The sequence below is a fragment of the Microbacterium sp. LjRoot45 genome, from assembly GCF_964253325.1.
Lineage (GTDB): Bacteria > Actinomycetota > Actinomycetes > Actinomycetales > Microbacteriaceae > Microbacterium.
The window spans coordinates 2,361,626-2,380,805 of record NZ_CAXUQM020000001.1 but is presented as its reverse complement, the minus strand read 5'-3'; the positions used below and the strand labels follow the sequence as shown (position 1 = coordinate 2,380,805).

Here is a 19,180-nt window from a genome sequence, read left to right as displayed (position 1 = left end):
GAGGATGCCGGGCGGCCGCGCCCGGTATCGTCGCATCCTCCGCTTCTCCGCACGCGCGATCGCGCAGGCGTGGTGGTACGAGCTGGCGTTGCCGCGGCTCGGCCTGCGCCGCGTCGCCGACCGCACGCGCGCCCACCGGCTCCAGGTCACCGCACGCCGATTCCGCGCGCTCGCCGTCGACCTCGGCGGGCTGATGATCAAGGTGGGTCAGTTCCTCTCGTCGCGGCTGGACGTGCTGCCGCCGGAAGTCACCGCAGAGCTTGAGCAACTGCAGGACGAGGTGCCGCCCGTTCCGTTCCCGGAGATCCGCGCGCTCGCCGAGGCGGAGCTCGGCGTGCCGTTGTCGCGCGCCTTCGCCGCCGTCGACGAGCGCCCCCTGGCCGCCGCCTCGCTCGGCCAGGCCCACCGCGCCCGGCTGGCTCCGGAAGACGCGGCGCTGGCCGGCTTCGAGGCGGTCGTGTTGAAGGTGCAGCGCCCCGGGATCGACGCGATCGTCGAGATCGACCTCGCCGCCCTCCGCCGTGTCGCAGGGTGGCTGAGTCGCGTGCGCATCGTGTCCGACCGGGTCGACATGCCCGCTCTGGTGGAAGAGTTCGCGCACACGAGCAGCGACGAGATCGACTACGTGCACGAGGCGGCCAACGCCGAGCGCTTCACGGCGAACATCGCCGACGGCGCCCGCGTCGGCGCACCCGAGATCGTGTGGGAGCGCACCACGCGACGGGTCCTGACTCTCGCCGATGTCACGGCGATCAAGGTCAACGACGTGGCGGCACTGCGCGCGGCGGGCATCGACCCGGCAGAAGTCGCCACCGAGTTCGCGGCCGTCATGTTCGACCAGCTCTTCGGAGACGGCTTCTTCCACGCCGACCCGCACCCGGGCAACATCTTCGTCACCCCGCACCCTCCCGACGAGGCGGGCCGCACGTGGCGTTTCACCTTCATCGACTTCGGCATGATGGGGCAGGTTCCCGAAGGACTCCGCCGGGGGCTCCGACGCGTCGTCATCGCGGTCGCCGCGCGCGACGGACGGGGGCTGGTCGCCGGCATCCAAGAGGTCGGTGTGCTGCTGCCCTCCGCCGATACGGCCGACCTGGAGCGCGCGCTGACGCAGCTGTTCGCCCGCTTCGGGGGCATGGGGTTCGCGGAACTGCAGGAGGTCGACCCGCGCGAGTTCCGCGACTTCGCCGACGAGTTCGGCGAGGTCGTGCGCTCGCTCCCGTTCCAGTTCCCCGAGGACTTCCTCCTCATCATCCGCGCGATGTCCCTGACGTCGGGACTGTGCAGTGCGCTCGATCCGTCGTTCAACATCTGGAATGCGGTCGAGCCGTACGCCCAGCGCCTCCTCAGCGAGGAGAGCGGCGGCGTCGTCCGCGACGTCGGCGCACGCGCATGGGGCGCCGTGCGGGGTCTCGCCGCCGTGCCGGGGCGCCTCGACGAGCTGCTGACGCGGGTGGAGGAGGGGCGGCTGGAGGTGCAGAGCCCGTCGGTGGAACGCCGCCTCGGACGCCTCGAACAGGGCCTCCGCCGCCTCGTATCGGCCGTCCTGTTCGCGGCGCTCTTCGTGGGCGGGATCGCGCTGCGCGCACAGGATGCCGTCTTCGGCACGATCGTCATGGCGCTGTCGGTGCCGCCGCTGCTGCACGCCGTCCTCGCGGGCATCGGCTCGCGTCGCTCGCGCTCTCGACGGTAGACGCTCCCGCTCTGTCAGGTGGACGATTCCGCTCTCGACGGTAGAATGGGGGTCTGTCCGCGCCGTCCGGCGCTGGACTCGGTGCATCTACCTGCTTCTGGAGCAAGGCGGCACGTACACACGAGCTGACCGTTCCGGAGGCACCTGCATGACGTCGATCGTCGACGACCGTTCCCTCATCCAGCACACCGGCTGGGGCTATTTCCCCGTCGCGTTCGTTGCGCGACTCCCGTTCGCGATGATGGTCGTGGGGGTGCTCACCCTCGTCGCGTCCGCGACCGGGTCGGTCGCGCTCGCCGGCCTCACCTCGGGTGTCGTGGGCGTCGGTGTCGTCGTCGCGGGGCCTATCATCGGCGACCTCGTCGACCGGCACGGGCAGCGCGCGGTGCTCGTCCCCGTGGGGCTCGCCAACGGCATCCTTCTCGCGCTGTTCCCCGTCGTCGTGCTCGCGGGGATGCCGGAGCCGCTCATGCTGGTCGCCGCCGCGCTGATCGGGCTCTCCGCGCCGCAGGCCGCCGCCCTGTCCCGCACGCGTCTCGTGGCGATCGCGCGGGATCGCGTGCACGGAGCGCGTCGCGAGCGCACCCTCTCCCGCGTCATGTCGTACGAGTCCGCGGCGGACGAGACCGCCTTCGTGATCGGACCAGTGCTCGTCGGCGTGCTCGCCGCCTTCCTCGCGCCCTGGGCGCCCATCGCGGTCGCCGCCGCCCTGAGCTTCGCGTTCGTGACGGCGTTCGCGCTGCACCCCACCGCGGCGCTCGCCGACGGTGACCCCGCGGTGCCGACCGAGCGCGCGCCGTGGTCGGCGGTGCTGTCGCGGCCCGTGCGGATCCTCGCGGCGGCGACGTTCGGCGTCGGACTGTTCTTCGGGTCCACGCTGACCTCGCTCACCGCATTCGCCCAGAGCGCGGGCGACGGAGAGATGGCCGGGCTCCTGTACGGACTCATGGGAGTGGGATCGGCGGCCCTCGCGCTCACCGTGATGCTCCTCCCGGCGCGCTTCTCGCTGCGCGCGCGGTGGCTGGTCTTCGGCGGCGTGCTCGTGGCATCCGCGGCGGGTTACGCGCTGTCGCGCGATCTTCCGGCTGTCATCGTCATGCTGTGTCTCATGGGGCTGGGAGTCGGACCGACGCTCGTCACGCTCTTCAGCCTCGCCGGTCAGCGCAGCCCCGTGGGGCGATCCGCGTCGGTCATGACGCTGCTCGGCTCGTCACTCACCCTCGCGCAGGCGCTGTCCTCGGCGGTCACCGGTGCGCTCGCCGAGGCGACGTCCGCTCAGGTGGCGATGGCCCTCCCGCTCGTCGCGTCGGTGCTCGTGCTCGCCCTGGGGGTCGCCAACGCCGCCCAGACCCGTCGTCGCCGCCGCTGAGACTCAGGTCGGCGCTGAGGTCGAGCCTGAGGCATCGCGGTGATTCGTCCTGCGAGGTGTCGCGCTGATTCGTCCTTGGGCGCGCGGGCCCGGTGCGCGGCGCGGGCCCTGCTACGGTACGGGGGCAGTGGTCCTCAGAGCGGTGGGAGTTTCCGTGGCCGAACGCAACACCTGGGTCCTCGTCGACGGCGAGAACATCGACGCGACCCTCGGTGGATCGATCCTCGGGCGCAGACCCCAGCCCGATGAGCGCCCGCGCTGGGATCGTCTGCTCTCGTTCGTCGCCGGCCGGTGGAACCAGCAGGCGAAAGGCCTCTTCTTCCTCAACGCCACGGAACATCTGCCGATGTCGTTCGTGCAGGCGCTCCTCGCCCTCGGCTACCGGCCGGTGCCGCTCTCGGGCCCGTCGGATGCCAAGGTGGTCGACCTCGCCATTCAGCGGACGCTCGCGGCACTGGAGGCGCGGGATGCCGATGTCGTGCTCGTCAGCCACGATCGCGACTTCGTCGAGGGTGTCGCCGCCCTCGCCGGGCCCGAGCGCCGCGTCGGGGTCATCGGCTTCCAGGAGTTCCGCAGCGCCGAGCTGACCGCCATCCCCGACGTCGAGTTCTTCGATCTGGAGTACGACGCGCAGGCGTTCGACGCCCGTCTCCCGCGCGTGCGGATCATCCCCATCGAGGAGTTCGACCCCGCCGCCTTCCTCGACTGACTCCGCGGCCCCGCGCGTCGGTGCGGTGCGGGCGGTGGGAGGTGGTGCGTGCGGTGCGGTGCGTGCGAGGTGGTGCGGTGCGGTGCGCGGTGGCGTGCGTCGCGGGCACAACGGAGGAGAGTCGCGTTGGGGAGGGAGCGCTTTCGGCATCCCGTCCTCCGAAACGTCGATCTCCTCCGCTGTGCCGCACGGTCTGTGCCGCACGGGCGTGGTCAGGATGCCGCGTCGTCGTCGCCGGTGTGCTCGCCCGAACCTTCGCCGATCCCGTCGGACGGCGGGAGAGCACGGCGACTGCTCGCGCGGGCGATGCCGTCGAGGTCGCGCTTCCCGCCGCTGCGCCGCGTCGCCGACCGGTAGGAGGAGCGGATCTCGCGGGTGACGAGGTCGACGACGAAAGTCCACGGGTCGGTCGTCACGAGGAGCCAGCTGCGGCGTCTGCTCCACGCCTCGTCCTCCACGACGTCGAGGGCGACGCGCGCGATCCCGCCGGGGTCGGTCGTGGCGCCGATGTCGGCGAGGAGCCGCTGCTGCACGGAGGGAGCAATGCGCACCCGCGCCTGCGCGAGGAAGCGGTCGCGGGCGTCGTCGTCGCGGTCGGAGCCGCACACGTCGGAGCGCAGCGCTGCGAAGAAGGAGCGGAACTGGTCGTCGCTCCACAAAGGAGTGTTCATGATGGGTGTCTGTTCTGGAGAGTGGGTCGATCAGAGGGCACGTGCCGGCGGGATGCCGACGCGTGCGCGCTATGCCTCTGGGAAGGCACAGCCTCCGAAGCCCGAGGAACACGTCACGGTCGCACGCCGAACGGCGCCGAGAGCGGCGCGGTAGGGGCGATCGGTGACAGACACGGTCACTGAAACTAGCGGTGCGAGTCGCTCCGGGTCAAGCGCGGCGGCTGCGGGTCAAGCGAGGCTCAGGGCGACGGGCGACGGGCGACGGGCGGCTCACGGTCGACGAGAGCTCCGGGTCAAGCGAAACTCAGGATGACGGGCGGCTCACCGTCGACGAAAGCTCAGGATGTGGTCGCCGCGGCGATGATCGCGTCGGCGACGATCGCGGTGGCATCCGGAGCGACGTGGAGGTTGAGCGCGGGTTCGATGAGCTCCGCCTCGAGGACGACCAGTCCGTGTTCCTCGGATGCCACGGTGTCGACGCGGGCGTAGAGGGGGAGCCCCGCGCCCGTGATGCGAGCGACGGCGGCGAGCACGTCGCCCGCGAAGGCGCGTTCGACGTCGCTCGTTTCGACGGGTTCGGGATGCTCGACGTAGACGCCGCCGATCAGCCCGCCGCCGTGCGCGAGCAGCGCGCCCTTCGCGATCGCGTGGCTGAAGTGTCCGTCGAACAGGTACAGGGCCCTCTCCGCCCCGGCGGTGAGTTCCGCGATCTCGGGCTGGATCATCGCCACGCCCCCGGCGGCGATGATGCGTTCCGCCAGCGCGAGGGCGGCCGGGTCGGACGCGTCGTAAAGGCCGGTGTCTCGCGCGCCGGCGGACACGGTGGGCTTCACGACGACGCGATCGTGACCTCGCGCGGCGAGATCTTCCCGCGCTTGCGTGACCGTCGTGGCGTAGACCGTTGGCACCGTGCGGATGCCCTCGGCTTCGAGGTCGCGCAGGTAGGACTTGTCCAGGTTCCAGCGGACGACGCTCGGCGGATTGAGAACACGAGTCGCCCTTTCCGCGCGGTCCAGCCACGCGGCGAACTCGGGAGCGCGCTCAGGGTAGTCCCAAGGTGAGCGGATGACCAGCAGGTCGTATGCCGCGGGGTCGTCGCCGCGATGCCATACGACCGATTCGGCATCCACGCCTCGCTCGCGCAGCGCGCGGAGCAGCAGGGGCGTGTCGTGGTCGGGGTCTTCCGCCGAATAGCTGTCGGTGACGACGATCCCGATGCGCGCGTCGACGCGGGGCGAGGTGGATGACACGACGCCCCAGCGTACCGGTGCTGTAGGTCTGCGTCGTTTCGGCCTGCACCGCTTCGGCCTGCGTCGCTTCGGCCTGCGTCGCTTCGGCCTGCATCGATGAGGGCTGCATCGATCGCGCTCAGGATGATGCTGGCTCGGTGGGCGGACCGGTGCCGGTCGGCTCTGTCGCCGTCGCCTGTTCTGTGGTGAACACGATGGTGCGGGCGGGGTGGTCGGGGTAGTGGCGTCCGGTGGGGCTGGTCCAGTGGAGGATGCCGTCGGGTGTCTGCCTGACCCGCCAGGCGGAGTGGTGTTTGAGGGTGTGGTGGCGGCGGCAGAGGTGGGCGAGGTTGGTGAGTTCGGTGGGTCCGTCGTGTTCTCTGGCGGTGGTGTGGTCGATGTCGGACCGGTGGGTGGGGATGCGGCAGCCGGGGAATCGGCAGTGTTCGTCTCTGACGCGGAGGGTGCGTTTGAGGTGGTCGGAGGGTCGGTATCGGTCTACGGCGAGGACGGTGCCGGTGATGGGGTGGGTGAGCACCCGGTCCCACCCGGTCGCGGTTCCTGCGAGGCGGAGGGCGGTGGCGGTGTCGATGGGGCCTTTCCCGATGAGTTCGGCGGGGGTGTCATCGTGTCCGACCGCGGTGAGGGCGGGGACGGTGACCTGCACGCGGGCGATGATCGCGTCCCCGGCGGGGATGGCGTCGTTGGTGGTTTCGGGGGTGGCGTGTCCGGTGAGGAGGAGGTCGGCGAACACGTCAGCCCGCACCTCGCTGACGCGGCGGGCGTCGATGGGGCGGGTGTCGGGGCGAGTGCCGGGCGTGTCGGGGTGGGGGAGGAGCGCACCGTCGGAGGTCGCGCCAGTTGCGGCGCCCGCGCCCGCGTTCACTCCGCCAGCGGTGCTGCCCGTCTCCGTTCCGCCGCCCGTGAGCGCGCCTCGGGCGTCCATGACGCGTCTCGCGTATTGGTCGATGCGGTCGCGGATGCCGTGCGCGATCGCCGCGGGAAGGATCGCGATCAACTCCGCCATCCCGTCGTCGAGATCACGCACCCACACCTCCCGCTTGGTAGCGGCAGCCGTGTGGCGTTCCTGCAGCGGGATCGGGTGCAACCGTGCGGCAAGGACCCGTGCGGCGGGCTTCAGGCGCCCCGGAGTCTCCCGCCGCGCGACCCCTAGCGCCGCGTCTTCGAACACGGCCCGCGCCGCGTCGTCTTCGATCGCGACCCCCGCGTCGACCACCACGCGCACGTGCCCGCGGGATACGTCTCCGGCGGCCCACGCCGCGAACGTCGCGGGGAACCGTTCGACGAGTACGACGGCATCGGACATGTGCTTCTGTACCGTCCGGTCCGACACCCGCGCGGCGGCACCGATCTGTGCCGCAAGGGAGCGGATCGGGATGTCGGTGACGGACGTCGGGCCGCCGGCATCCTGTGCCATCGCCTGCGCGATCTCGACTGCCTCGGCCAGCAACGCGACCTCACGGGCTTGGGCTGCGGCGGCATCGCGGCGGGCGTCGGCGAGCGCGCACAGCAGCGTGTCGATGCGCTGTTGCCATGCGGTCGGCGTGGTCCCTGTCATGCTCCGATTCTTCTCGGGGGCACCGACATTCAGGTCGACAAAACCCAGATCAAGAGTGCTTCCTGTGGACAACTGCCGACACGCCGAGGCTGTGGAGGAGGGTGCGCCGTTTCGTCTCGCTGCGCTCGCTCAACGACCGAGTGCCGTTTCGTCTCGCTGCGCTCGCTCAACGACTGGTGCGGCGTTTCGGCTCGCTGCGCTCGCTCAACGACCGGTGCGGCGTTTCGTCTCGCTGCGCTCGCTCAACGACCGAGAAGGCGACGGCGTTTCGGCTCGCTGCGCTCGCTCAGCGACCGGTGCGGTGTTTCGTCTCGCTGCGCTCGCTCAACGACCGAGTGCCGTTTCGTCTCGCTGCGCCTGCTCAACGACCGGGCGGCGTTTCGTCTCGCTGCGCTCGCTCAACGACCGGACCGCCGCCCCGCTCCGACCGGCCCGGCTGGCTCGCCTACGCTGGAGGTATGAACAAGAGCACGCTGTGGACCGTCGTCGGAGTCATCGTTGCGGTGATCATCGCCTGGGTGCTCGTCAACGTGCTGTTCAGCCTCATCGCCTTCGCCTTCAAGCTGCTCGCCGTTGCGGTCGTCGCGCTCATCGTCTTCTTCGTGCTGCGCCTCGTCTTCCGTCGCGCCGACTGAACGCTCGCCGGGATCGGCCCCGCCGCGCCGCTTCGTGGGTAGCGTGGAAGCATGACCACGAGCCAGCGCGCCCAGACCCTGTCCGCCCTCCACGCCGCGCCGGAGATCCTCCGCGTCGTGAACGTGTGGGACGTCGTGTCCGCCCGTGCGGTGCTCGACCTCCCCGAGACGAAGGCGATCGCCACCGCCGGGCACTCCATCGCGGCCACCTTCGGGTATGCCGACGGTGAGAACATCCCCCTCGACCTGGTGCTCGACATGGTGGGTCGCATTGTCGCGGTCGCCGGAGACGTGCCCGTCAGCGCCGACCTGGATGCCGGTTTCGGCGACCCCGGCGAGACCGTCCGCCGGGCGATCGGTGTCGGCGCGGTCGGCGCGAACGTCGAGGACCGGCTGAAGCCCCTCGCGGAGTCGGTCGCCGCGGTCGAAGCGATCGTTCGCGCGGGAGAAGCGGAGGGTGTGCCCTTCGCGCTCAACGCCCGCACCGATGCGTTCGTGCGGGCCGGCGACCGGCCGCTGTCGGAGTCGATCGCCGATGCCGTCGAGCGCGGGCGGGCCTACCTCGCGGCGGGAGCAGATGTCGTGTTCGTGCCCGGCATCCTCGACGCCGACACGACGCGCCAGCTGGTCGAGGGGATCGGCGAGCGCAAGGTCTCCGTCATCGGTCTGCCCGGTGCGCTGACGGCGGCCGAGTACGAGGCGCTCGGCGTCGCGCGCATCTCCTACGGTCCGATGACGCAGCGCGTCGCGCTCACCGCCCTGCAGGATCTCGCCAAGGATCTCTACGCCGACGGAGCGATCCCCGCCTCCACGCGCGCGCTCAACTGACCGACGGCCGCGGCGCGGCGCAGTGAGGTCGCACAGGATGCCATGTCGGCGGCCGGTGTCAGACTGACGGTCATGACGCGATTCGCCATCGACGCCGCCACCGCGCTGCGGCTGGTCGCCGACGGTCGCGTGCCCATCGCGCCGCACACGCTCGTCGGGCCCGCCGTGCTGCGCACCGACGCGCTGGAGAGCCTCTATCGAGACCTGCGCGAGGGTCGGATCGACGATGCGGAGGGGCGCCGGCTCCTCGACGGCATCGCCACGCTGAGGATGCGGCTCCTGGGCGATCGCGTGTCGCGGGCGACGGCATGGCGTCTCGCCGTGCGTCTCGACGCGCACGACACCCGGCAGGCGGAGTACCTCGCCGTCGCGGTGCTGCAGGCCGACGCGCTCGTCACCGAAGATCCCGAGCTCTGGGAGGCCGCCGCGCGCATCGACCTGCCCCTGGCCGGCTACGCCGACCTGCTGCGCTGACGACTCCCGGCTGCCGACTCACCGCTTCCGACTCACGCCAGCGCGACGATGAGCGTCGTCCCCGCGAGCACGAGGCACGTCGGTGCCATGACGGCACGCTCCGGAACGCTCCGGGATGCCAGATTGACGAGGATGCCGAGGCCGAAGTAGGCGACCATCACCCACGCAGCACCCTCGATCACGGGTGAGCCGGCGCCGCCGGCAAGACCGCCGCTGACCGCTCCCGACCGCAGCAGCAGCACCGCCGCGAAGGCCGCGTAGATCACCACCGACACCGCGCTGCCGACCCGCAGCCGACGGGGCAGTACGCGGTGCGCACCGCCCCACACCAGCCGACCCCAGGGCGCACCCGCCGCCACCGCGATCTGCAGCGTGGCGAGGGCGGCGAGGACTGCCGTTGCGATCCACGCCGCCATCACGGCCACAGGAACACCGCCGACAGGAACAGGAGATAGAGCCCACCGGCCGCGAGGGCGAGCACCTGCGAAAGACGTCCCCACCGACCGCGCACGGCCGCGCTGAGGAAGGCGAGCGCCAGGAGCATCCAGACGAGGGTGTGACCGGCATCGATGACCACGGCACGCACCCCGGATGCCGTCGGCACCTCCACGCCGTCGCCGACCGTGGCGAAGACGGTCGCGATCAGCGCGGACGCGGCGGCGGCGGCGGCGAGCCACGCGCGACGAGGACGTGCCGGCCGCTCGCCGCTCACGGGGCCACCGCCCGCAGACCGTCGACCCAGTCCACGGCGAGGCGGCTGGACCGGATGCCGTAGTCGAGCACGGCGCGCTGATACGCGAAGGCGTCGGCCTGTTCGGCCGGCACGTCGGCGGCGACCGTGTCGAGTTCGGCGGAGAGCGCCTCCAGTTCCCGCAGGCTCGCGTCGGCCCGCGCCGCCGCCTCCTCGAGCACGCGGGAGCGATCGGAGGGCTCCAACCTCCCGAGCAGGAACACCTTGGCGAGCGTCAGTGTCTCGGCATCCACCCCGGCGGGGATCGGCGCGAGCATCCAGGCGTGCCAGCGAGCGCGGCCGGACGGGGTGATCGAGTGGAATTTCCGACCCCGGGTGCTCTCGGCATCCTCTTCGACCGTGACGTCTCCCTGCGCGACGAGCTGCGCCAAGTTGCGCTGGATACTGCCGTAGCTGGCGCTGTAGAAGAGCGAGACACCGGCGCGGAACCGCTTATGCAGGTCGTAGAGCGACAGGGGGCCGGACAGCAGCAGTCCGAGGATGACGAAGGGCATGCGCGCTCACTCTCACGATATATCCGTGAGATATATCAATATCTCCTCAGGAGATATTGCGCAAGCGTCAGACGAACCGTACCCAATTGGCCCCGCGGCCGGTCTCGGTCCGCTGCAACAGGTGAAGGTGCGCGCCGTCGACGGCGTAGAGCGACACCTCCGTCGACCTCTCGCCGGCCGCGACGAGGAATGCGCCGTCCGCACTCGTCGCGAATCCGCGCGGCTGCGGCTCCGTCACCGTGAAACTCTGCGCCGCCGACAGGCCGCCGTCGGCGTGCACGTCCAGTGATCCCAGCGTGCTCTCGGTGCGCTCCGAGGCCCAGAGGCGCCCGCCCGCACCCCAGTGCAGGTCGGCTCCCCAGATGAAGTGGTTCGCCATCGGATCGGCACCGAACACGCTGTGACCGAGGCCCTTCGAGGGGTCGACGAACGAGGCGGCTCCCCGAGGGGACAGTGCGCCCGTCTCGGTGTCCCGCGCGAAGTGCAGCACCTCGCCGGAGAACTCGGTGATGACGTACACGGCATCCTGCGCCTCGTTCAGCTGAAGGTGGCGAGGCCCGCTCCCGGCCGGGGCGGGAGCCGTCGCCGGAGCGAGGGGGGCGAGCGCGAGGTCGTCGCCGAGGGCGTACTGGGCGACGAGATCGGCCCCGAGCGACACGAAGTACACGAACCGGCCGTCGGTGCTCGGCATCACCGAGTGGAGGTTCGGGTAGTGGATGGTGGAGACCGGCTCTCCGACGACGCCGTCGACGACGGGGGCGCTGATGCCGTAGCCGCCTCCGTAGGACGCTGCCAGAAGGGCCGTTCCGCCTCGCGTGAGGGCGAGGTAGTTGGCGTTTCCGGCAGGGAGGTCGCGGCGCGTCAGCAGAATGAGCCGGCCCGTCGTGCGGTCGAGCGAGAGGGTCTGGATGCCGGGCGGCTGCTCGGCCGTCGAGCCCTTCACGGCGGCGAACACGAGGTCGCGCTCAGGGTCGACGGCGAACGTCGAGCAGCCCGGGAGGCCGTCGGTGACGGAGAGGCGATCGAGCCGCTCCCCATCGAAGCGGAAGGTGCTGATTCTGCCGTCGGCGGCGTTCGCGACGAGGACGAGGGAGGGAGAGGTCACGCTTCGATCGTAGGCCGCGCCGGTGGGACAACGGGCGCGGCCGTCGCCCGCCTCGCCTCGGCGTCGCCGGCGCGTCGTAGCCTGGACGGGTGTCGACCGAACCGCTTCCGCCCGCCGCTCGCGACGGGCTCACGGATGCCGGTGCCCGCGCAGAGCTGACGGCCCTCGCCGCCGCGGGCGGTCCTGCCTTCGCACGCGACGCGCCGCCCGCGGCGGAGGGAGCGCGGGCCGCGGCGGTGCTCATCCTCTTCGGCGTCCTCGACACCGTTCCCGCCGGCCGCGACGCCGCGGATGCCGTGGTGTCGCGCGATCTCGATGTGCTCCTCCTCGCGCGCGCCGCGACGCTCCGCTCCCACCCCGGACAGGTCGCCTTTCCCGGCGGCCGCGTCGACCCGGGCGACGACGGCCCCGTCGCTGCCGCGCTGCGTGAAGCGCAGGAGGAGACGGGGCTCGATCCGGCCGGCGTCGACGTGCTCGGCATCCTCGACGAGATAGCGCTCGACTACTCCCGCCACCTCGTGACACCCGTGCTCGGGTGGTGGCGGCAGCCGTCGCCGGTGCGCGTCGTCGACGTCGCGGAGTCGTCGGCGGTCTTCCGCGCGCCCGTCGCCGATCTCCTCGACCCGCGTCGTCGTGGCGTGACCGTCATCCGCCGCGACGGTCAGGAGTGGCGGGGACCGGCCTTCCTCGTGCCGCGGGAAGGCGGCTCGCATCTCGTCTGGGGGTTCACAGGGATCGTGCTGGACACCCTGTTCACCCGTCTCGGGTGGACCGAGCCGTGGGACGAGTCCCGCGAGATCCCGCTCGAGGGCTGACCGCCGCGATCGACGGTGGCCCGGGAACGGACCACGGATGCCGTACTGATAGAATCGACCCTTGGAAGTGTGTCCGAGCGGCCTAAGGAGCATGGCTGGAATCCATGTATACGGTTTTCCCGTATCGCAGGTTCAAATCCTGTCACTTCCGCCACAGATGAAGAGCGCCACCCCGTCGGGGGTGGCGCTCTTCGCTTTCCGGGGTCGGCCTCCGGGACGCCTCAGACGGTGCGCACGGCGCCGGTGACCATCCCGACGAGCTGCTCGCCCGTCACCTCCTCGGTGCGCGTGCCGCCCACGACGCGGCCGCCGCGCATCACCCACACCTGCTGCGACAGGCGCTTGACCTGCTCGAAGTTGTGCGACACGACGAGCACCGTCTTGCCGCCCTCCACGACGCGGCGGATGAGCGCTTCGACCTGCGCCGTCTCGTTCAGACCGAGCGCGGCGGTCGGCTCGTCGAGGATGATCATGTTCTTCGCCCACATGACGCCCCGGGCGATCGCGACGGCCTGCCGCTGACCCCCGGACAGTCGCTTGACCGAGCGGCCCACACCGGGCACGTTGACGGCCAGGTCGGCCACGAGCTCCGCCGCACGCCGCTTCATCTCGCCGCGGCGGAGGAAACGGAAGCCCGGGATGCCGGAGACGAGCTCACGGTCCATGTACATGTTCTGCCAGACGCTCAGCTGGTCGCTGAGGGCGAGGTCCTGGTAGACCGTCTCGATGCCCTTGTCCCGGGCGTCGCGAGGGCTGGAGAAGCGCACCGGTTCGCCATCGATGCGGATCTCGCCCTCGTCGGGCGTGTACAGGCCGGTCAGGCACTTGACGAGCGTCGACTTGCCGGCGCCGTTGTCGCCGACGATCGCGGTGATCTCGCCCGCCTTGATCGTGAGCGACGCGCCCTTGAGGGCGTCGACGTTCCCGAAGGACTTGTGGATGTTCTCGACGACGATCTTGTCCGTCACTTCCGCCCCCTCATGAGCGTCGCGGCCGCGATGACGACGATGCCGATCATCAGCGGCGAGTAGAAGGCGCTCACGCCGAGCAGCGTGAGGCCGGACTGCAGGAACGTGAGCAGGATGGCCCCGATCACCGGACCGTAGATGGTGGCGCGTCCGCCGAAGAGGCTCACTCCGCCGAGCACGACGGCGGCGATCGCCTTCAGCAGGTAGTCGGTGTTGGTCGCCGGCTGGCTCGATCCGATGTAGCTGGTGAGCATGATCGCGCCGATCCCCGCCATGCCGCCGCAGATCATGTACCCCGCGAGCTTGATGCGCGGCACCTTCAGGCCCATGGCCTTCGCGGCATCCGGATTGTCGCCGACGGCGAGCAGGTGGGTGCCGAAGCGGGTGTGGAAGAGCACGACGTGCAGCACGATGGCCAGGGCGATCGCGATGAGGAAGTTCACGCGGATGCCGCCGAGGTTCGCGGTGCTGATCGCGGTGAGCGCGCGCTCGGGGATCTGCACGGGCTTGCCCTGGGAGATGATGAGGCTCAACCCCATCACGACGCTCAGGGTGCCGAGGGTCACGATGAAGTCGGGGATCCTCACCCAGCCGATGAACGTGCCGTTGAGCGTTCCGATCGCGAGCCCCGTGAGGAGTGCGATCCCGCAGCACGCGAGCAACGGCAGCCCCGCCTGGTACGCCGTCGCCAGCGTGACGCTCCCCAGGGCGACCGTGGCCGCCAGAGAGAGGTCGATGCCGGCGAGAGTGACGGCGAACGTCGCACCGAGGGCGAGGATGATCGGGATCGTCGCGTCCGCCAGCATGCTCGTGATGCTCGGCCACGAGAGGAATCTCGGGTTGATCGAGCCGAGCACGATGGCGAGCACGACGAGCGCCACGGGCGCAGCGAGCTTCATCCACGTCTCTTCCGAGCCGAGGGTGCGGCGCACGGCGTGAGCCGCGTCGTCGACGCTCGGTCGTGTGCGTGAGGGCGTCTGGGTGGTCATGGGTGAGGATCCCCGTCTCTTCCTGTGTTCTCTGGCTGTCCGGGTCAGTCGAACGGGTTCGGCACCTCGAAGCCCTCCGGCGGAGCCGGGAAGGCGTCGAGCGCGGCCTGCGCGTTGTCCTTGGTGACGATCAGGACGGGCGTCTCGACGTTGTCGGGGATGTCCGCCCCGCCCATCGCCGCGACGCAGGCCTGCACGGACTGCACACCCATGAGGTACGGGAACTGCTCGATCGCGGCCGGCTGACCACCCGCGACGATGTCCTTGAGCTGGTCCTGCGTGCCGTCGATGCCGACGACGGCGACCTCACCGGTCTTGCCGGCTTCCTCGACGGCCTGCTGGATGCCCATCGCCATGTCGCCCGACGGGGTGAAGAAGCCCTTGATGTCGGGGTTCGCGATCAGGATCGTCGCCGCCGCGCTCTTGGCCTTCGCCTTGTCGAAGTCGGCCGCGACCGTCTGGGTGATCTCGAGCTTGCCCTCGACGGCCTTCTCGAAGCCCGCGAGGCGCGCGATGTTGCCCGGGTCGGCGACCAGTCCGCCGATGAGCGCCACCTGCGAGCCCTCGTCGACCAGGCCGAGCATGGCCTCGCCTCCGGCGGCGCCGGCCGTCTCGTTGTTCGTGCCCACGTAGGTCGTGACGTCGACGCCCGCGTCGGCGGCGGCATCCAGGTCGATCGGCAGGTCGAGGTTGACGATCGGCGTGCCCGCCTCGCTGACGGGGACGAGACCCGTGAGCAGGTTGGTCTGGCTCGTCGGGTTGACGACGTAGCAGTCGTAGCCCGCGGTGACGAGCGCGTTGAGCTTGGAGGCCTGGCCCGAGTCGTCGGTGACGTTCTCGGCCGCCACCACGGTGAGCTCGACTCCCGCCTCGTCGGCGGCCGCCTGGGCACCCTCGGCCATCGCGCCGAAGTACGTGTTGTCCAGCGGCTTGATGACGAAGGCGATCTTGCCGCCCTCCGTCGTGGTGCCGCCGGGCTCGGTCGCGTCGGGCGTCTCGGTGCCCGCGCAGCCGGCGAGGGCCAGCGCTAGGATGGTCGCCGTCGCAGCGGCCGCTCCCGCGGTCCGCATCCGGGTGATCGTGGTCATTTCTCTCCTTCGAGTGTGATTCGTTCTCTGGTGCGACGCGGCTGGCCGCAGTGGTTGCTTTGCTGGCACACTGCGGTCAGCTGACCCGTCCGTCGCCGACGGGAGTCTCAGGATGCCGGGAGCGGCCCCATCATCAGCGGCGCCTGCGTCAGCGGTATGCATCCGCACGTGGTGCCGAACTCGATGTCGATGTCGACACTGACGCTCCGCGGCGGCAGCGTCGGGTCTTCCGTTCGCTCTGCGAGCAGCTTCATGGCCTTCGCCGCCACCGTGTGCACGGGCACCACGCCCTGCGTGGGCTTCAGCCCCGTCACCGTCGCCTCGCCGATCGAGTCGATCGTCGTGACGAGGACGTCGCGGGGGATGTGCAGCCCGAGGCGCGCGATCGCCGCCATCGCGCCCCAGAACATGCGGTTGTTGGTCGTGAAGACGCCGAACGGCGGCGTGAGCGTGCGGAACAGCTCCAGGGCGCCGGCCGCCGCGTCGTCGGGGGTGGTGTGGCCCGCGCTGACGTGGTGCTCCAGCCCCGCCGCGTTCATCACCCGCGCGTATCCACTCTGGCGGTCGCGGACGTTCGAGATGGCCGTATTCCCGGCCAGCAGGGCGACCTGGCGCAGCCCGTGGTGCGTCACGAGGTGGCCCACGAGCCGTTCGGCGGCGCGCCGATTGCCGGCGAGCACGTGATCGGCGGTCTTGCGCACCGAGGGCACGGTGCGGTCGACGATCACGGTCGGGATCTCCGAGACCGCGTCGGGCAGGCTCGGCGCACCGCTGGGGAGCACGATCAGGCCGTCGACGCGCTGCTGCCGGAAGGTGCGCAGGTAGCGCTCCTCCTGGTCGGCCTCCTCGTCGGAGTCGCCGAGGAGGAGGGTGGGGGAGGTCGGCGCCAGCCGCTCCTCGATCGCGCGGGTCAGCAGGGCGAAGAAGCCGTTGCGCACGTCGGGGATGATGAGGCCGATGAATCCCGACCGCTTCGTGCGCAGGCCGGTCGCCGCGGCATCCCCGACGTAGGCGAGCTCCTCGACGGCGGCCATCACCTTCTCGCGCATGGCGGGCGCGACGTAGGCCTCGCCGTTGAGCACGCGCGAGACGGTCTTCGTCGATACGCCGGCGTGCTGGGCGAGGTCGACCAGCCGTGTCGGGCGGCGGAAGCCGCGCGGTGCACCCGCGTCGAGCTCGCTCACGACACCCGCCGGTACACGCAGGCGGTGCAGGACGACGATGCCCAGGATGATGACGCACGCATGGATGGGTGCTCCTCTCTCACCCATGGCGCAGCGCGCTCGGGGACTCGGGGACGACGGCGGACAGCGGAACGGTGTCGGCGGGCGGGTACTGCTCCGGTGTCCACCATCCTGCCGCGACACCGGCCAGCAACCCGGCGCCGCGCGAGACGGCCTCGCGTTCGGCGGCCATGGCGAGGGGATGCCGTGCCCGGCGCAGCTTCGCCTCCACCCACCGGCGGCTGCGCAGGCCGCCCCCGATGAGCAGCGTGGGTCCGGTGACGCCGCTCAGCGCGCGCAACTGGGCCTCGGCCTCCGCCGAGGCGGACGCGTAGCCCTCGAGCGTCGCCGCCCAGGCCTCCTCGGCGGGACGGGCGAGGAGATCGGTCGGGATGCGTCCCTCCTGCATGTCCACCAGGGTGGCGAGGTCGAGCGGCTCGGCCTCGACGCGGATCGCGCGGAACTCGATGTCGTCGCGCTTGACGCGCAGCGCCCGCTGCAGGTGCCGGGTCGCGAGGCCGGGACGAAGCGTCTCCCACAGCAGCATGTGCCGCGGGGTGCCGGGCCACGCGGTGACGGTGAGGTCGCCGAGCTGGTCGGGCCAGGCCGGATGGGGCTGCGCGGGGTCGGCCTCCCAGGCGACGACGAGCGGCTCGCCGGTGCCCATGGAGTCGATCACCTCGGTGCGGTCGCCTCCCGCGCCGATGACGCCGACGGGGTGATCGTGCCCGGCGATGGTGACCGGGATGCCGGCGGGCAGCCCGCTCCAGGCGGCCCCGTCGGCCGAGATGTGTCCGAGGGAGGTTCCGGCGATGCGGGCGGGAGCCCACACGAGGGAGTCGAGACCGACGCGTGCCAGGATCTCGCGGTCGTACTCGCCGCGGGTGGGGTCGAACGCGCCGCTCGTGGCGGCGAGGGAGTGCTCTTGCGCGAGGGCGCCGGTGAGGCGCCACACCGTGAGGCCGGCCACGCCGGTCCACGTGCCGCGTGCGTCGTAACCGTGCCGGGCGAGCCAGCCGAGCTTGGCGATGCTCGTCACGCTGCGGGCCTGGCGGCCGGTGCGCCGGTGGATCTCGGCCTCGCCGAACGCCTCGAGAAGTTCGTCGACGATCTCGGTTCCGCGTTCGTCGTGCCAGGCCACGAGGGGGAGGTCGCTCGGTCCGTCGGCGTAGATGGCCGTGCCGGTCTCGCCCATGCTGGCCACGCCCACGGCGGCGATGCGCGTGGCGAGGACGCCAAGATCCTGGATCGCGGCGCGGATCGCGGCGAACAGAGCCTCCGTCGACATCTCGACTCCGAAGGCGCTCGCGGCGAACGGCGTCGGCGCGACCCCGATGCCGAGGGAACGGCCGTGGCGGTCGATCGCGTTCGCCTTGATCGACGACGTGCCCAGGTCGATGCCCAGCAGCAGCTCGTCGCGCATTCTCACTCCTCGTCTTCCTCGACTCCGGCGGACAATCTCTGTCCATCGATGGACAAACTAACACCCGACACCTAGTCTGTCTACCGTTGTCAGAAATCACCGCCCGTCGTCGCAGACGGGCACGAGAAACGGAGGACGAGCTCTTGGCTCTCATCACTCTCAGGGCGGCGCTGGATGCCGCACGCGCAGGAAGCTACGGTGTCGGAGCCTTCAACGTGACCGATCTCGCCCAGGCCGAAGCGGTGCTCGACGCCGCCGCGGCCACCGACTCCCCGGTGATCGTGCAGACGATCGCCGGAGCCTCGGTGCACGGTCGCGACGAGCTCTTCTGGCAGGCGCTCGTGAACCTCATCGGCAATTACCCCGATGTGCCGGTCGTGCTCCACCTCGACCACGGCGCCTCCTACGACGACTGCGTGCGGGCGATCGGCGCCGGCTTCACGAGCGTCATGATCGACGGCAGTATGCGGGACGACCACGTCACCCCGGCGACCTTCGAGGAGAACGTCGAGGTCACGCGCCGCGTCGTCGAGTACGCCCACGCGCGCGGTGTCTCCGTCGAAGGCGAGCTCGGCACGATCGGCGGATCGGAGGACGGCGGGGCGAGCAGCAAGGAGATCATCCTCGCCGACCCCGACGAGGCGGCACGGTTCGTCGCCGAGACGGGCGTCGACGCCCTCGCGGTCGCCATCGGCACCTCGCACGGCGCGTACAAGTTCACGAGCCCGCCCGACGGCACCGTGCTGCGCATGGACCTCATCGAGGAGATCGCCGCGCGCATCCCCGACACCCACCTCGTCATGCACGGGTCGTCCTCGCTCCCGCCCGATCTGCGCGAGACGATCAACGCGCACGGCGGCAAGCTCCCCGAGTCGTGGGGCGTTCCCGAGAGCGAGAAGGCGCGCTCGACGAAGCTCGGCATTCGCAAGATCAACCAGGGCATGGACTCCCACATGGCCCACAGCGCCGCGGTGCGGGCTTACCTCGACGCGGACGGCATCGGCGTCGACCCCGCGCTGTATGGCAAGCCCGGCCGTGAGGCGATGCAGCGCATCGTCGCCGATCGCATGCAGGTGTTCGGCCAGGCGGGCCAGTCCTACCGCCACCGCTGAGCGGGCCAACCGAGCAACCCGATCG

20 protein-coding genes and 1 tRNA gene are annotated in these 19,180 nt (G+C 70.9%); 9 read left to right on the top strand and 12 right to left on the bottom strand.

Annotated features, from left to right (window positions below; all coding sequences use genetic code 11):
- The first annotated feature begins 4 nt into the window (after positions 1-4).
- The 3 genes from ACSQ18_RS11335 (at position 5) to ACSQ18_RS11325 (ending at position 3,771) form a co-directional block, all read left to right on the top strand.
- On the top strand, positions 5-1,693 hold the full coding sequence (locus tag ACSQ18_RS11335; protein WP_436037441.1) for an ABC1 kinase family protein: 1,689 nt from the start codon (positions 5-7) through the stop codon (positions 1,691-1,693).
- Between the two features lie 148 nt (positions 1,694-1,841).
- Entirely contained in the window at positions 1,842-3,062 is a 1,221-nt protein-coding gene (locus ACSQ18_RS11330; RefSeq protein WP_436037440.1) for an MFS transporter, read from the top strand.
- Positions 3,063-3,216: 154 nt separating this feature from the next.
- A complete protein-coding gene (locus ACSQ18_RS11325; protein WP_436037439.1) occupies positions 3,217-3,771 on the top strand; it encodes an NYN domain-containing protein in 555 nt (184 codons plus the stop codon).
- A 212-nt stretch (positions 3,772-3,983) separates the two neighbouring features.
- Here the strand turns inward: ACSQ18_RS11325 and ACSQ18_RS11320 are convergent, their stop codons facing one another.
- The 3 genes from ACSQ18_RS11320 to ACSQ18_RS11310 all read right to left on the bottom strand — a co-directional run bounded on the left by ACSQ18_RS11320 (position 3,984) and on the right by ACSQ18_RS11310 (position 7,250).
- Positions 3,984-4,442: a hypothetical protein gene (locus ACSQ18_RS11320; protein WP_436037438.1), complete on the bottom strand. Its 459-nt coding sequence runs from the start codon at positions 4,440-4,442 to the stop codon at positions 3,984-3,986.
- Between the two features lie 338 nt (positions 4,443-4,780).
- A complete protein-coding gene (locus ACSQ18_RS11315; protein WP_436037437.1) occupies positions 4,781-5,692 on the bottom strand; it encodes an ATP-grasp domain-containing protein in 912 nt (303 codons plus the stop codon).
- 118 nt (positions 5,693-5,810) lie between these two features.
- Positions 5,811-7,250, bottom strand: a complete 1,440-nt coding sequence (locus tag ACSQ18_RS11310) for a DUF222 domain-containing protein (protein ID WP_436037436.1) — start codon at positions 7,248-7,250, stop codon at positions 5,811-5,813.
- Positions 7,251-7,708: 458 nt separating this feature from the next.
- On the opposite strand from ACSQ18_RS11310, the gene ACSQ18_RS11305 reads away from it, so the two are divergent.
- The 3 genes from ACSQ18_RS11305 to ACSQ18_RS11295 all read left to right on the top strand — a co-directional run bounded on the left by ACSQ18_RS11305 (position 7,709) and on the right by ACSQ18_RS11295 (position 9,187).
- A complete protein-coding gene (locus ACSQ18_RS11305; RefSeq protein WP_174236249.1) occupies positions 7,709-7,885 on the top strand; it encodes a hypothetical protein in 177 nt (58 codons plus the stop codon).
- Positions 7,886-7,936: 51 nt separating this feature from the next.
- Positions 7,937-8,713, top strand: coding sequence for an isocitrate lyase/PEP mutase family protein (locus ACSQ18_RS11300; RefSeq protein ID WP_436037434.1), 777 nt, complete (start codon positions 7,937-7,939; stop codon positions 8,711-8,713).
- A 72-nt stretch (positions 8,714-8,785) separates the two neighbouring features.
- Positions 8,786-9,187 (top strand): hypothetical protein, encoded by a 402-nt coding sequence (locus ACSQ18_RS11295; RefSeq protein ID WP_436037433.1) that lies wholly within the window; start codon positions 8,786-8,788, stop codon positions 9,185-9,187.
- Positions 9,188-9,219: 32 nt separating this feature from the next.
- Here the strand turns inward: ACSQ18_RS11295 and ACSQ18_RS11290 are convergent, their stop codons facing one another.
- From ACSQ18_RS11290 to ACSQ18_RS11275, 4 genes are all read right to left on the bottom strand, one after another.
- The gene (locus ACSQ18_RS11290; RefSeq protein WP_436038435.1) at positions 9,220-9,603 is read right to left on the bottom strand and encodes a hypothetical protein; all 384 of its coding nucleotides are present in this window, start codon (positions 9,601-9,603) and stop codon (positions 9,220-9,222) included.
- Entirely contained in the window at positions 9,603-9,899 is a 297-nt protein-coding gene (locus ACSQ18_RS11285) for a hypothetical protein (protein WP_436037431.1), read from the bottom strand. Before ACSQ18_RS11285 ends, ACSQ18_RS11290 begins: the two co-directional genes overlap by 1 nt.
- Positions 9,896-10,432: a PadR family transcriptional regulator gene (locus ACSQ18_RS11280; protein WP_436037430.1), complete on the bottom strand. Its 537-nt coding sequence runs from the start codon at positions 10,430-10,432 to the stop codon at positions 9,896-9,898. Before ACSQ18_RS11280 ends, ACSQ18_RS11285 begins: the two co-directional genes overlap by 4 nt.
- A 67-nt stretch (positions 10,433-10,499) precedes the next feature.
- Positions 10,500-11,537, bottom strand: coding sequence for a lactonase family protein (locus ACSQ18_RS11275; RefSeq protein WP_436037428.1), 1,038 nt, complete (start codon positions 11,535-11,537; stop codon positions 10,500-10,502).
- A gap of 89 nt (positions 11,538-11,626) precedes the next feature.
- Between ACSQ18_RS11275 and ACSQ18_RS11270 the strand changes: the two genes are divergently transcribed.
- Both ACSQ18_RS11270 and ACSQ18_RS11265 read left to right on the top strand, forming a co-directional pair.
- Complete coding sequence (locus tag ACSQ18_RS11270) at positions 11,627-12,352, top strand: NUDIX hydrolase (protein WP_436037426.1); 726 nt, start codon at positions 11,627-11,629, stop codon at positions 12,350-12,352.
- A gap of 63 nt (positions 12,353-12,415) precedes the next feature.
- Positions 12,416-12,506: transfer RNA gene (locus ACSQ18_RS11265), tRNA-Ser, on the top strand.
- 67 nt (positions 12,507-12,573) lie between these two features.
- On the opposite strand, the gene ACSQ18_RS11260 is transcribed toward ACSQ18_RS11265, so the two are convergent.
- The 5 genes from ACSQ18_RS11260 to ACSQ18_RS11240 form a co-directional block, all read right to left on the bottom strand.
- Positions 12,574-13,320, bottom strand: coding sequence for an ATP-binding cassette domain-containing protein (locus ACSQ18_RS11260; RefSeq protein ID WP_144806015.1), 747 nt, complete (start codon positions 13,318-13,320; stop codon positions 12,574-12,576).
- Positions 13,317-14,309, bottom strand: a complete 993-nt coding sequence (locus tag ACSQ18_RS11255) for an ABC transporter permease (RefSeq protein WP_144806014.1) — start codon at positions 14,307-14,309, stop codon at positions 13,317-13,319. The genes ACSQ18_RS11260 and ACSQ18_RS11255 overlap by 4 nt, the downstream gene beginning before the upstream one ends.
- Positions 14,310-14,353: 44 nt before the next feature.
- On the bottom strand, positions 14,354-15,397 hold the full coding sequence (locus tag ACSQ18_RS11250; protein WP_436037423.1) for a substrate-binding domain-containing protein: 1,044 nt from the start codon (positions 15,395-15,397) through the stop codon (positions 14,354-14,356).
- Positions 15,398-15,504: 107 nt separating this feature from the next.
- On the bottom strand, positions 15,505-16,668 hold the full coding sequence (locus tag ACSQ18_RS11245; RefSeq protein ID WP_436037421.1) for a LacI family DNA-binding transcriptional regulator: 1,164 nt from the start codon (positions 16,666-16,668) through the stop codon (positions 15,505-15,507).
- A complete protein-coding gene (locus ACSQ18_RS11240; protein ID WP_436037419.1) occupies positions 16,661-18,043 on the bottom strand; it encodes an FGGY family carbohydrate kinase in 1,383 nt (460 codons plus the stop codon). The genes ACSQ18_RS11245 and ACSQ18_RS11240 overlap by 8 nt, the downstream gene beginning before the upstream one ends.
- Positions 18,044-18,186: 143 nt before the next feature.
- Between ACSQ18_RS11240 and ACSQ18_RS11235 the strand changes: the two genes are divergently transcribed.
- The gene (locus tag ACSQ18_RS11235; RefSeq protein WP_436037418.1) at positions 18,187-19,155 is read left to right on the top strand and encodes a ketose-bisphosphate aldolase; all 969 of its coding nucleotides are present in this window, start codon (positions 18,187-18,189) and stop codon (positions 19,153-19,155) included.
- The last annotated feature ends 25 nt before the right edge of the window (positions 19,156-19,180 follow it).